At 44.1% G+C, this 13,400-nt stretch carries 15 protein-coding genes; 6 read left to right on the top strand and 9 right to left on the bottom strand.

The features are described from left to right. The first annotated feature begins 114 nt into the window (after positions 1-114). Entirely contained in the window at positions 115-924 is an 810-nt protein-coding gene (locus tag KCTCHS21_RS07560) for a YitT family protein (protein ID WP_130606442.1), read from the top strand. A 69-nt stretch (positions 925-993) separates the two neighbouring features. Here KCTCHS21_RS07560 and KCTCHS21_RS07555 read toward each other — a convergent pair whose 3' ends face one another. After that, the gene (locus tag KCTCHS21_RS07555; RefSeq protein WP_130606440.1) at positions 994-1,179 is read right to left on the bottom strand and encodes a hypothetical protein; all 186 of its coding nucleotides are present in this window, start codon (positions 1,177-1,179) and stop codon (positions 994-996) included. Positions 1,180-1,491: 312 nt separating this feature from the next. Here KCTCHS21_RS07555 and KCTCHS21_RS07550 point away from each other — a divergent pair, with 312 nt between their 5' ends. The 5 genes from KCTCHS21_RS07550 (at position 1,492) to KCTCHS21_RS07530 (ending at position 5,013) form a co-directional block, all read left to right on the top strand. Continuing rightward, positions 1,492-2,451 carry a tRNA modification radical SAM protein MnmL/YtqA gene (locus tag KCTCHS21_RS07550; protein WP_408621769.1) on the top strand — a complete coding sequence of 320 codons (960 nt, stop codon included), beginning with the start codon at positions 1,492-1,494 and terminating at the stop codon, positions 2,449-2,451. Between the two features lies 1 nt (position 2,452). Next, positions 2,453-3,034 (top strand): tRNA 5-(aminomethyl)-2-thiouridylate-methyltransferase MnmM, encoded by a 582-nt coding sequence (locus KCTCHS21_RS07545; protein ID WP_130606438.1) that lies wholly within the window; start codon positions 2,453-2,455, stop codon positions 3,032-3,034. Positions 3,035-3,047: 13 nt separating this feature from the next. Further along, positions 3,048-3,449, top strand: a complete 402-nt coding sequence (locus KCTCHS21_RS07540; RefSeq protein WP_130606436.1) for a VOC family protein — start codon at positions 3,048-3,050, stop codon at positions 3,447-3,449. A 1-nt stretch (position 3,450) separates the two neighbouring features. Further along, the gene (locus tag KCTCHS21_RS07535; RefSeq protein ID WP_130606434.1) at positions 3,451-4,422 is read left to right on the top strand and encodes a type I phosphomannose isomerase catalytic subunit; all 972 of its coding nucleotides are present in this window, start codon (positions 3,451-3,453) and stop codon (positions 4,420-4,422) included. A gap of 78 nt (positions 4,423-4,500) precedes the next feature. Next, positions 4,501-5,013, top strand: coding sequence for a DUF5367 family protein (locus tag KCTCHS21_RS07530; protein ID WP_130606432.1), 513 nt, complete (start codon positions 4,501-4,503; stop codon positions 5,011-5,013). 471 nt (positions 5,014-5,484) lie between these two features. Here KCTCHS21_RS07530 and KCTCHS21_RS07525 read toward each other — a convergent pair whose 3' ends face one another. The 8 genes from KCTCHS21_RS07525 to KCTCHS21_RS07490 form a co-directional block, all read right to left on the bottom strand. Next, complete coding sequence (locus tag KCTCHS21_RS07525) at positions 5,485-6,444, bottom strand: acetylxylan esterase (protein ID WP_130606430.1); 960 nt, start codon at positions 6,442-6,444, stop codon at positions 5,485-5,487. A 150-nt stretch (positions 6,445-6,594) separates the two neighbouring features. Continuing rightward, positions 6,595-7,584: an L-glyceraldehyde 3-phosphate reductase gene (gene mgrA / locus KCTCHS21_RS07520; RefSeq protein ID WP_130606428.1), complete on the bottom strand. Its 990-nt coding sequence runs from the start codon at positions 7,582-7,584 to the stop codon at positions 6,595-6,597. A 19-nt stretch (positions 7,585-7,603) separates the two neighbouring features. Then, positions 7,604-9,349, bottom strand: a complete 1,746-nt coding sequence (locus KCTCHS21_RS07515; RefSeq protein WP_130606426.1) for a B12-binding domain-containing radical SAM protein — start codon at positions 9,347-9,349, stop codon at positions 7,604-7,606. Positions 9,350-9,488: 139 nt separating this feature from the next. Then, positions 9,489-10,493 carry a hypothetical protein gene (locus tag KCTCHS21_RS07510; RefSeq protein ID WP_130606424.1) on the bottom strand — a complete coding sequence of 335 codons (1,005 nt, stop codon included), beginning with the start codon at positions 10,491-10,493 and terminating at the stop codon, positions 9,489-9,491. A 323-nt stretch (positions 10,494-10,816) separates the two neighbouring features. Then, entirely contained in the window at positions 10,817-11,179 is a 363-nt protein-coding gene (locus KCTCHS21_RS07505; protein ID WP_157993980.1) for a DUF3221 domain-containing protein, read from the bottom strand. 61 nt (positions 11,180-11,240) lie between these two features. After that, positions 11,241-11,804 (bottom strand): stalk domain-containing protein, encoded by a 564-nt coding sequence (locus tag KCTCHS21_RS07500; RefSeq protein WP_130606420.1) that lies wholly within the window; start codon positions 11,802-11,804, stop codon positions 11,241-11,243. Further along, positions 11,801-12,241: a hypothetical protein gene (locus tag KCTCHS21_RS07495; protein WP_130606418.1), complete on the bottom strand. Its 441-nt coding sequence runs from the start codon at positions 12,239-12,241 to the stop codon at positions 11,801-11,803. Before KCTCHS21_RS07495 ends, KCTCHS21_RS07500 begins: the two co-directional genes overlap by 4 nt. Before the next feature lie 97 nt (positions 12,242-12,338). Continuing rightward, on the bottom strand, positions 12,339-12,803 hold the full coding sequence (locus tag KCTCHS21_RS07490; RefSeq protein WP_130606416.1) for a hypothetical protein: 465 nt from the start codon (positions 12,801-12,803) through the stop codon (positions 12,339-12,341). Between the last annotated feature and the right edge of the window lie 597 nt (positions 12,804-13,400).

Below are 13,400 nucleotides of genomic sequence, written 5' to 3'. Positions count from 1 at the left end.
TATTTTGATGAGGTTTATTTGTTTTGTCTGCCGACCATAGAAATCACATCATACTTGAAGTTACCATAAAAAAGGTAAAATCTTCATAATGCATAAGAAAGGGTGAATATCGTCATGAGTACCATGCGCGTTTCATACCGGATTCCTTTTGTCATTATTGGATCCTTATTGTCTGCAGTTGGATTAGAACTATTTCTCGTACCGCACAATATGCTAGTCGGGGGAGTAACAGGAGTTTCTGTCCTTTTCTCCTATTTCACAGAAATGCGGCTTGGCTTGTTACTGTTCTTGCTAAATTTGCCGTTCGTGCTATTTCGTTACCGACAATTCGACTCACAAACCCGATTAATGACCTTCGGAGGCTTATCGATTCTTTCATTAGGCGCATTTTTCCTGCATCCTACTCCTCCGCTTATTGATAATTCCTTTGCTGCAGCTGTTGCAGGAGGAGTAGCTCTAGGTGTTGGAATAGGTATGGTGCTTCGGTACGGAGGATTCGTCGACGCTTCGGATAGTGTAGCGATGCTTGCCAAGCCGAAAAATATGGGGAAAACGGGTAAAGGGCTTTGGGTGTTTAATGGCGGTGTCCTATTGGCTGGAGGTTTCGTATTTGGTTGGGATGAAGCGATGTATTCCATCATCGCATTCCTGCTTGCTTACCGGATGACAGATTTCTCAATGAATGGCTTTAATCTTACCAGGATGGTATGGGTTTCAAGCGAGAGCGGCAAAGAAATTAGTGACGTGCTCCGTTCAAGGTTCGGCAAGGAGGTTGTCTTCTTGGAAAATACCGAAGGAACGGGCACTAGGCAACGCAAGCTAATGCTCTATACCGTTAATCGCCTAGAACAGCCCAGAATCATGCGAGAAATTAGGGGGCTAGATCCCGAATGCTCTGTGGCTACTCACATTGCCCATCGGTAACAAACCTTAATAATAACCAACAAAGGTCGGATACCCATTGCGGGCATCCGACCTTTGTTAAATACTCTCTTAGTTTACTGTACGTTGTTCTTCGATATAATGATCGTCGATGACGAGATTGAGCTTCTTCCGTGCAGATATTTCAATATTGTGGTTATTAGGGAACTTAGCTCCTGCAAGTGCCATTGCTTCTTTAACCGTTAACTCAACCTTAACCGTATCGTCTCCTTGCGGAATTCGTACGCTAGTAGTCATTTGAATCACATCTCCAATCGATTATTGTTGATTATTGATTCTAGCTTGCCCAGAACAGGGTATGAGTATAAATTATGCTACGACTATAAGGTATTATGTCACATATTTTTATTGATTTGGCGCACTTTTAATATAACACACCATGTTAGGTATAACAAGGGGAAACACTGGAAACAAGGCCTAAACTTCGATGTTAGTTTGGGATGGAAATGAGCTTAATCGATCACGATTTGGGATGAGAACGTCCACCCTCGCAATTTGGGCAAATTTTCGCTACAATTGTATTGACTTCTTTAAGGGGCGGATGCATGGATGACAGCAATAGAAACAAACTTACAAGCCCCTCTCCTGTGGGCCGATAAGAGATTTCACACGTGGAATTATGAAATGCGCCAGCAATTCGGCACTAAAACCTTTAAGGTCATGCTGGACGCTGGATTTACCTGCCCTAACCGGGATGGAAGCATCGCCGCAGGTGGCTGTACATTCTGTAGTACTAGAGGCTCTGGGGACTTCGCCGGCAGCCGGCGGAGTGATCTCGTATCGCAATTCAATACCATTCGTGACCGGCAGCATTTGAAATGGCCGGAGGCCAAATATATCGGCTACTTTCAAGCCTATACGAACACTTATGCTCCAGTAGAAACGCTTCGCGAATACTACGAGGTCATTCTCGAGCAGCCAGGTGTTGTTGGCTTATCCATAGCGACTCGACCAGATTGTTTACCCGATGATGTCGTCGACTATCTCGCTGAATTAAATGAGCGTACGTATCTGTGGGTTGAGATGGGCTTGCAAACCGTTCATGAATCGACGTCTCAGCTCATCAATCGGGCCCATGACACGGCTTGCTTTACAGACGCAGTCAGTCGGCTAAGAGCAAGAGGCATCCGGGTATGCGCCCATATCATTCACGGTCTTCCTGGCGAAACACGCGAAATGATGCTAGAAACAGTAAGACAAGTAGCACAAATGGACGTTCAAGGCATAAAAATTCATTTGCTCCATCTTATGCGCAAAACTCCTATGGTCCGGCAATGGCGCGAAGGCTTGCTTCGCTTCCTAGACCAAGAAGAATATGTAGACCTTGTCATTGATTCATTAGAGATGCTGCCCCCTGAAATGATTGTCCACCGACTAACCGGCGATGCTCCGCGAGATTTGCTCATTGGACCGATGTGGAGTCTGAAAAAGTGGGAAGTTCTCAATGCAATTGACGCTGAGTTAGTTCGACGGAATAGCTGGCAAGGAAAAGCATGGAAGGGCGTTTAGCATGGGTTTTCACTTCGTCATTAGCCAAGCCCAGCATTGGGTTAAGGAACGTATAGGAGCTGGAGACATTGCCGTTGATGCGACGGCAGGAAATGGCTCTGATACGCTATTCCTAGCCGGACTACTCGGAGCTAAGGGGACTGTATACGTCTTTGACATTCAGGCTGAAGCCTTAGCGCAAACACAGACCCGGCTACAAGCAACAGCTTCTAAGCCAGACCAGCTTGCTAATGTGAACCTCCTTCTGGCAGGTCATGAGCATATGGCAAGCCATATCGCTGCAGAGCATCATGGTCAGATTGCCGCAATCATGTTTAATCTTGGCTTTCTCCCAGGGGCGGCATCTACAATCATTACTCAGACATCCACAACACTAGCTGCCTTGGAAGCTGCTCTGTTGCTGCTTCGTAGTGGAGGCATTCTCACTGTTGTTGTCTATCCCGGACATGAAGGTGGTCAAGCTGAAGCGGCTGCCGTAGAATCTTGGGCTTCTAACGTTCCTCCTTCTCTCGCACAGGCAATTGTTTATCGATTTCCTCAGAAGGCAGCAGCTCCTTATCTTATAGGTTTAATAAAAAAATAGGAGGTACACCCGAATGGCTGTGACTAAACTCGAGCATGTTGGCATAATAGTAAATTCTTTAGAGGTTTCTATTTCCTTCTACGAGAACGTAGTCGGACTAAAGCACACGGAGACGATTACCCACACGAATGGCGTTGTTAAATTAGCGTTTTTATCATTTAACTCTTCTTCAGAAACCGAGGTAGAATTAATTGAAGGCCTTACAGGCGAAGTAGCCAAAGCAGGGCGAGTTCACCATATCGCTTTTACAGTTGATGATATTGAACAAGAATTTAGCCGGATTCGTTCCTTGCAGGTGAATGGACTTGATGAGGAGTTAACGACTTTGCCTAATGGCAGTCGTTACTTCTTCTTTAGTGGACCGGATGAAGAAGCGATAGAATTTTTCCAAACAACACGAGGAGGCGCTAAATAACATGAGCATACAACCATATCCGTTACATTTTAAACCGGAATTCAAAGAAAGAGTTTGGGGTGGCCGTGCACTTGAGCAATTCGGATTCGACGTACCAAAAGGGGCTATCGGAGAGGGCTGGATGATTGCTGATCACCAGAATGGTGTATCCCATGTCACGAATGGCGCGTTAGCGGGCAAAGGCCTTGATGAGATTCGCGAATTGTACGGAGATGTATGGTTCGGATCCAAAGGCAGTGATTCCAGCAATGGACGGTTTCCTCTACTCATTAAATTGCTTGATTGCAACGACGATCTGTCGATCCAGGTACATCCGAACGATGACTACGAGGGCCTTCCAAAGGGCGAAATTGGCAAAACGGAAATGTGGTACGTACTCTCTGCAAAGCCAGATGCCAAAATCATCTATGGATTGAAGCCGGGAGTCGATCGGGCCAGCATGGCTCAAGCCATCGAAGAAGGTCGTATTATGGATAGCCTTCAAGAAGTAAGTGTTAAAGCTGGAGACACCTTCTACATTCCAGCTGGCACCGTGCATGCATTATGTGCTGGAGTGGTGGTCGCGGAGATTCAACAAAACTCGGACACAACCTACCGGTTATATGACTACAATCGTCCTGGATTGGATGGTAGCCCGCGTGAATTACATATCGAGGATTCATTAAATGTAACCTCCTATGGAGATTCCGGAGCTGCACGAATGGATACAGACGGCGCGAAGCCTGGAGAATGGCTGACTTTGGCCTCCTCTGCCTACTTTACAACGGACAAAGGTGTGGTGAACGGGCAATGGTCTCTCTCCACCTCGTCGGATAGCTTTGTCATTCTCATAGTATGCGAGGGCTCCGGCAGCATTGGTTGGTCTAACGGTCTAGTTGATGCTAAAGCAGGCGATTGCTTCCTATTACCAGCTAACCTAGGCCAATACACGCTTGATGGCTCAATGACCGTTTTGCGTAGCTTAGTGCCTTAAGAGGAAAACGACAAGGTTTGTCGAATAGATGACAGAAGGTCACATTAATTAAGCAGAAATTGGAAGGGGCTGATTCTCGTGCGTCAAGGCGTTATTTTAACTGGATTAGGAGTTGCAGTATGGGCCGTGCCTACTCTATTCTTCCTACTATTCGGCGATTGGGTCGTGCTTGAGGTCGGAGACCCTTATTTCGGATCTTCCCTGTTTCTGCTTGAAATGCTTAGCTTCCTTCTGTTAATCGGTATGGCATTAATCGTAAGACTCCGACTGTTGAAGGAGCGCGGTTCTGCTACACGCTTCGGTTTCGTAGCTGCTGCTGTGGGTATGCTGCTTAACACATTCACACTGTGGCATCGCGAGTCCGTGTTTCCTAAGTTTAATGAGGGGCAGCATCATGCCTTCTCCGTTTGGATGACACTCGCCTATGCATTAACATTGCTAGTACCTGCAGTCGTCGATCGTCTAGTGAGAGAGCCGGAAAAGGTCGAAAACATCGTGACTCCCGAGGCGTCAAGCCTCCAATCCGATATTCCAATAGACGAGCTAGAGGTTAAACCCTTTACTTCCGAAACACCAACAGAAAAAGTGTAATAAGCCAGAAGCGGCGAATCCTTAGGGGTTCGCCGCTTTTGGCTTTGTTGGGTTTGTTGCGTTACTCGAAATATTCGTATAGCTCTTGCCTATCGTGCCTCTTCTGGGACCCGTTGCTCGAAATATTCGTATAACTCCTACCAATCGTGTCTCTTCCGGGACACGTTGTTCGAATTATTCGTATAGCTCTCTCTAATCGTGCCTCTTCCGGGACACGTTGTTCGAAATATTCGTGCATCTCTCTCCAATCATGCCTCTTCCGGGACACGTTGCTCGAAATATTCGTATAGCTCCTGCCAATCGTGCCTTGTTCAGGACCAGTTACTCGAAATATTCTTATTACTCACTACCACGGCTGCGATGAATGCTAGAATTGCTATAAGAAGCACTATTAGCAACGGGAGCGCGAAGAGTTCTGCTCGATCTAGTGTTACTACAAACGTTATTGCGACTCAAATTCTTTTCTGAAGCTCAATCTCTACCAAAATGCTCCGAGACAAAATCCATCGCCCTGCGGTGTTGGTCGCCTGTTACAGTGTGGCCCGAGAATGGATACGGCACAATTGTTTTCTCCGATTCGATGAAGTTATATGCCGCATATATGGTTTCGGGCATTGTCACTGGGTCCTTCAGCCCGACCGTCACGAATACCGGAATACGAATACGATGAGCTAGATTCATATTATCGTAGTAGCTCAACGTCTCGAATACCGTATCCTGGTGCTCAGGGAACCGCTCGATAAAAATTGCTGCTTCAGCTAAAGAGCTACTTGAATTTAATACTCCAAAATCCATCTGACACATGTTCGGAATATGACACACTGCAATTGTCGGAATATCGGATAAAGCCGCCGCGATCATCGCTATTCCACCACCTTGGCTTCCTCCCGCTGAGCATATACGGGTCAAATCTACTTCAGGTTGCTCGCTAACCCATTCGAACGCCTTCAATGCATCTATTGTAATCGCTTTATAATAGCAGGTGTCCCGATGCAGAATTCCTTGTGTAACCCATCCTTTAGCTACCCCATATTCGTGAGCAAGCAAGTTACCCGTTTCCCCAGCTTGGCCTCGCACATCTATAGCAAATACCGCAAACCCCATCAACAAATAAGAGGCGTATTCCTCAGGATACCCTTTGCTCCCACCATATCCGTGGAAATGGACGATGCAAGGCACCTTCTCATCGCGCCGATAACGCGGTAACAAATACCAGCCATAAATCGGTGTCTCATCGAAGCCTTCATATTCTACTTTGTAAACATCCATGTATGTATATGGCGTTTCCTCAAGTGTTCTTTTAGCATTCAATGGTTTGGTCGAAAAGCTCTTCAGCGTCTGATCCCAATACTCTTCTAAATCTGGTTGCGCCGTAAGTGGCGGAGCGAGTTTGCTAAGCTCTTCAATTCGTCTTGAAATCGCATTACTCATCGTATTAACAACCCCTTCGTTATATTAACTTCCTATTTCTACTAGTATACCGCCGCTACTTTCCAATTTCTACAATATACAAGAAGATCAGAAGACTCCTGGAAAAAAAACTTCGGAGCTTTCTGATCTTCTACATTTTTATTATTAAATTTACTTTAAAATAGCTTCTATACGAGCTAGCTCATCCGAGGAAAAGTCCAAGCGATCCAGCATCGCCACATTATCATCCAATTGGCTAACCTTACTCGCCCCAATTAGAACACTCGTTACACGATCTCCACGAAGCACCCAAGCCAGCGCCATCTGTGCCAGCGATTGACCGCGTTCCTTCGCAATATCATTTAGGCTACGAACCTTATCCAGCTTTTCCGCTGTAAGACTGCCTTCGTTCAAGAAAACAGAAGCGCCTGCTGCGCGAGAGTCTTGCGGTATTCCGCCAAGGTACTTATCAGTAAGTAAGCCTTGCGCAAGAGGAGAGAACACGATGGAACCAACGCCACCCTCTTCGAGCACGTCCAGCAAGCCATCCTCAACCCAGCGATCCAACATACTATAGTTAGGCTGATGAATGAGAAGCGGTGTACCTAGATCCTTAAGTATAGCAATTGCTTCCTTCGCTTGAGGAGCACGATAGTTGGAAATACCGACGTACAGCGCTTTGCCCGAACGAACGATATGATCCAATGCTCTCATAGTCTCTTCAAGCGGAGTGTTAGGATCTGGACGATGATGATAGAAAATATCGACATAGTCTAATCCCATACGCTTAAGACTTTGATCGAGACTGGAAATCAATTGCTTCCGGGAGCCCCACTCACCATAAGGGCCTTCCCACATGTAATATCCAGCTTTGGATGAGATGACAAGCTCGTCTCGATAAGGCTTCAGATCTGTCGCTAGAAGCTGACCAAACATCTGCTCCGCGGAGCCTGGAGGGGGACCATAGTTATTAGCTAAGTCAAAATGGGTAATCCCCAAATCAAATGCATGTCTAACTAAAGCACGGCCGTTCTCGAATGAATCAATGCCGCCAAAATTATGCCATAGTCCTAGCGATACCGCTGGAATCTTCAGGCCAGAACGCCCAACTCGATTGTATTTCATTGTTGAATAACGGTCAGAGCTTGCTTTGTAAACCATCTCAGTCACCTCTCGCTACTTATTTAAGAGCTGCTGCTCGCCCGTCCGGCTGCGGCAGCGCCACTAACTGCGGTCCAGCTTCTTCACCTGAATACAAGAAAACGAGCAACGTCGGATTGGACAAATCTACGCGCCCTTCCTCCAACCAAACCCCATAATCAAAGGGAAGACGATCAATAGTCCCTTTCTTTTGCAGCTCTCGCTCATCCATTCCGAGCTTATCTGCGGCGTACCTCAGTGCGGCCGTCCATTCCTTTTTCTCCAGACGATCCTCCCACCAGAGCTTACGCGGCTTATACTTATGCTGTAAATAATAATCTATTCTGAGCAATCCAAAGGCCACATCGCGTTCCAATTCCGGCTGGGCATCCTCTTCCAAGAACGACCATAGCCTCGTGAACAAATCCTCCAGCTGGTGCCCAATTCGACTCCAGCCTCTTGCCTCCCAATAATCCCCGAACGCTTGGAAAAAATCAAAGGGAGAAGGATAAGCCTTCTCGATCAAATATTCCATCGTCCGGTCCATTCTATGTGCGTTCCAGAATTTCTCCAGAACATCCTCTACTCGCTTAATTCGAACGATATCGCCAAAGGGCATCAGATCGTTTCCAAGCATTTCGTAAGGTGCACGCTCCGAGTAGACATAGCCGAATTTCGCAGCATCGATTCGTAAACCCGTTCCCCGCAGCATTTTTAAGAAACCGAGCTGAAGCTCTTCTGGTCTTAGGGCAAACACATCGTTGAAGGTTTTACGGAACGTATCGTAGTCTTCATGCGGCAAGCCTGCGATTAAATCCAAATGCTGATCGATTTTGCCGCTTTCCTTGACCTTCATTACCGTACGAGACAGCTTCGTAAAATTCTGGCGACGCTGCACCGCTAGGTTCGTTGGATCATTCGTCGATTGAACACCAATCTCGAATCGGAACACACCTGGAGGCGCATTTTCGGCAAGGAAATCGAGAACCTCTGGTCGCATAATATCCGCTGTAATCTCAAATTGGAATACGCAGCCCCGATGATTATCGATTAGAAATTGAAAAACCTCCATCGCATAATCACGCTTAATATTAAAGGTACGATCAACAAACTTAATTAGCTTAGCACCATTATCAATTAAATATGTTATTTCTGATTTTACCCACTCAATATCAAAATACCTTACGCCAACCTCGATGCTAGAAAGACAAAATTGGCAGCTAAAAGGACAGCCCCTGCTCGTCTCAAAATAGACAACACGGTTACGCATCGGTATCGTATCTTCCTCAAATCGGTGCGGTGACGGGATAACATTCAGATCCAGCTTCGGGCGCGGCGGTGTAATAATGACTTTGCCGTCCTTGCGATAAGCCATACCAAATACAAAATGATATTTCTGCTCTCCCGAAACTTGTCTTAGCAAATCACGAAAGGTTTCTTCACCCTCGCCCATGACAATAAAATCGACAGAGGTCAGTCGATTCATCCAATGCTCTGTATCATAGGAAACCTCAGGACCGCCGAGCATGATTTTGACATCTGGCATCACCTTACGAAGCATATCCACGATAACAATAGTTTCTTCGATATTCCAGATGTAGCAGGAAAAACCGATAACATCAGGCTTCTTCGAGAATAAATCAGCGGCAATGCTCATTGCGGGATCTTTAATTGTATATTCGGCTATTTCAATCTCAAACTCACCCTGAGAGAAGGACTTCAAATATCTCAGAGCGAGCGAGGTATGAATATATTTTGCGTTAAGCGTCGCAATGACGACGTTCATGATAAATTCCTCTTTCCTTGTAAGGCATTCTCTATATTGTACCGGAAAATGCCACAGGAATAAACCAACGTACGAACGCCCTTTTACGAGCTGAACATTAATCCTTAGGGGAGTTATCTCCTCCGCACGTACTGGCTAATTATTTCTTGCCAGCAGGCAGCTTAGAGCGTGCAGCGGATTCGATTTGGTCGCGAAATTGCTTCACAGCAGGTATGTTTGATTGTTCTCCATTTTTATTTTTGACGAATAAGGCATCTCCTGATTTACTAAGCACGTCCAGAAATTGCTTCGTGAGCTGTCCGGTAACCGTTCCGGCGTGAGCTTTCACCATTTGCTCATATTGGGTCTTCACCTCTGGAAGGAGAATGAAGGTATCATAATCGAAAGTCGGAGTGTTACTTAGTCCAATCAAGTATAGGCTTAAATAATTAATATACTGAGTTTCAGCCTTATTTCTTTCTGGAGAGTCTGGAAAATTCACGACATAGCTCTCAGCTGCAAGCGTCCGAGAAGACAATTCATCCCAAGAAATGACCAAGCCACCGTCACTAGCCGTCGTAGAATCGGATTCCATAGCCATTAGATCTAAGTAGGATTTCATGGCTGTCGACGCTAGATCTCCGTACGAAAGCAATTGGCCATAATCAACAATTGGGAAAATAAAGCCTTCAGCCGTTTCCAGCTTATAGCCGCCTTCCAGCGTTTCCTCAACAAGATTACGAATAGAGTCGTCCTTCAAGGCTTCAATTTGTTCCTTAGTAATGGGCCATTTTAATGACATAAGTGCCTTTTGAGCTTTATTGTCCTCATATTTCTTCTCCATATCTGGCAGGTTCTTCTCATAATAAGCTTCCAGCGAACGAATAAGCTCATCTGCCTGAGCAGGCTGTACCTTCTCGATCCCTTCCTTAAATGCAGTAAACAATTCGTTAGCAGGAAGACTAGCAGCCACTTGATTCTGAAACTGCTTCAATATTAATTCTCCAGAATTTTCTGTAGGCGGTGCAGATGAGGTTTCAGTTGGGGCCGGCGTTGAGGAAGCGGATGGAGATGGACTTTCCTGATCAACACCTTTGGCTCCACAGCCAGTCAAAACGACAGACAGAGTAATAACAGACGCAATAAAATTATGTCTAAGCTTCAAAGCAATGACCTCCTTGTTATACAGACTGAGTACCATGTAGCAATAACTACATTCTGGAACTTCGTCCTTATCTACTTCTTAAAACGATATGGTTCAATGTTATGTTGCAAAATGTAATGTAATTTTCTTAACCTCTGAGCGAGATGGTCTAGAGTGGGGGCGGCGTGCGGACTTAGAATATGAACATTTGGGAGGGTGTAAAAAGAGGGAAATGCCCCGTGAACCGGGTGGTTTCTCGGGGCATTTTTTGTTGTGGGGGATGGGGTGTGTGTTCCTTTAGCTGCTTCAGTGGGGGAAGCAACTTAACTACACACAATAAGATTTTATTGCTGTTCTCTTTCTATTTTGCCAGCTACAATTTGAGGAGGGTCTGATTGCATTACAATATATTCACCATTTTCATTTGCTTTGGGAGTTACTTTCACTGCTTCGCCTACTTTAAGATCGTCAAAAAGTTGTGAATCTTCTACAATGTAAAAAACTAATTCCACATTATTCTTTCTAAAATCAGCAAAGGTCTTTCTTTTTGCATCCTTCCAAGAAATGTCCTTAGCAACTAAGATGCTTCGCTCTTGCTCTTGCTTTGCAATGATGTAATTCCCCTTTAATGCTTCTGGTGATGAACTACAGGCTGCAAGTACACATACAAAAAGTGCTAAGACTATTCCTACTGTCGTCTTTTTCAATATTCTTCCCCTCTTTAGTATGACCTTTAGATTAAAAGTAAGTGATATGTTAATCACCTTATTACACTAATGGTTCCTTGAGTATATACACATGAAGATATCCATCTCTTACACCAGGAATACCCTCTGATTCTTTAATATCTAAAAATGCAAGTTCTTCTTCCCATTGGTCCCGTTCATTATCCCCGTAAGAATCCGAATATTTATCGAATAAATATGCTACAACAAAAGCATTGATTTCAATTCTACCTTTATTAACTCTTATCCATTCCGTTGGCAGAACTACTTGATTTTCTTTAGCAACAATGTTTTTCCCAGAGAAATTAAGCACTAATTCAGAACTATTATTAGAGACAACAGCTATCTTTGTTTTGTTATCCCATTTAATAGAATCGACATATGGGCCAAACAGATCTCTAACTGGGATAAATTGTTCCTTATATTTGAACTCTTTAACCTTTTTATCCTGCACCACTCTCAAATGGGTATTCTTAAGCTCAGGATTATACGCATTCATTGCTCTATCTAATAATGTATCTCCCTTAGGATTACTAGCAAAAGTCACATTATTTACAGTAAATAGGAATAGCAGGAAAATAGAAATTGTAATAAAAAATTTTTTCATGTTATTAATCTCCTTTTTTTGGATATTAATATAGACTCTTTGAGATTGATAATTGTTGCACTAATTAAGTTCGAGGAAGACGATCCATACTTTCCTTGGCTCTTTAATACATCATAATTTCCATCTTTATTCCGTACAGCAATATATTCATCATGGTTTTTCCCTGGTATTGAGTATAACTTAGTTCCTTTTGGGAGGTAGTTTGAAAAAGTTTGGTTAGTATTCATTTGAGTTCTTTCATCATTACTTGATTTTTGTATCGTGCCCAATTGCTGATTTACATTTTCCACTTGCTCACTCGTTTGGATATAGATTGTGTCATTGAGCAATACAAAGTAATACGCCCAACTAGTTGAACTGTCAAATTGTTCTGAGCTATTTGAACACCCCGTAATAATAGTGAGTAGCACACACAGACTCAGAATAAAGGATTTCATTTCCCCACCTCCCTTTTGTCTAAAAAAAGAAGCCCACTATTAGCAAGCTCCTCCACTATCACACGGAAAAAAGATGGAGTTTCCTTCCCCCATTTATTCATTCAACAATGATTTCAACAGGCTCAGATAACACCTTAAAGTCTTTTCGTTCTTTTCCACTTAGCTCAATTGAAAAAGAAGCTGTTGCCACCAATGTATACTTCCCAGGCTTTTCGACCTTAATCATCCTCTTTCCACCATTAAAGCTCTTGATATCAGCATTATAAAACTCGTCTGGCTGTATGTTATGGTATATACCAATTTGATCTATTGCGAAAATACTGATAAGCGGCTTGTTCTGTTCATCGTAAATTTGGACATGAATCAACGGTGAACCATGCAAAATCTTTATATTATTCTTTGATTTATTGACTAGCCCAGCTACTATTTCGATTCCTTCATTGCTTTTTAATGACTCGTCCACCGCTTTCACCGTTACAACAAAATCTTCCTCTTTCGGAACTCTATTAGTTTGCGTGCAGGCTACAGTAAAAACTAGAATTAAAATAAACGCATATTTCATATAACCTCCTCCTTCCTGACATTTAAACGTAAAAATTTTATGGAATGTTGCAAAATTACCCAGTTATATTGGGCATCATTTTATCAAGATTAAAGATCATGTAAGGCTCTTCTTTCGTTCCCCTTGGTCACAAAATCATGAGCTTTTACCGGCTTAGCATCAGATGAAACATTATCTAATTCTCTTTAGCATGCTCGATAGACTTCTTGATATAATTTGCATTATGATGAACATAAGCTAAGTGCGAACCCCAAGCTCACATCAATTCCCTAGGATGTTCGCACTCCTTATGTAGCAAGGGCTTTAGACGGCTGAAGCCGAAAATGATCCCTTTCACAGTAAGGTTCGCGGAAAATCACCCGTATCCCTTACTCAGCTAAGCTTCATTGTCGCTCCCCATTGCGGGAGCGTGGATTGAAACCACCATAATGCAAAACACATTAAGAGGTCTATCGAGTCGCTCCCTATGCGGGAGCGACGATGGAAACATTACTTTCCCTAATACCTACCACCAAAGTAATCCTCTCACCCAAATCTCCCCTCTCCCGCGGGCATTCCTACTACGAATACACGGATAGCTGGCTTTTCGACTTTGGA

It is taken from the genome of Cohnella abietis, assembly GCF_004295585.1.
Lineage (GTDB): Bacteria > Bacillota > Bacilli > Paenibacillales > Paenibacillaceae > Cohnella > Cohnella abietis.
The sequence above is the reverse complement of the archived record's forward strand: the minus strand, read 5'-3'. Positions and strand labels throughout refer to the sequence as shown.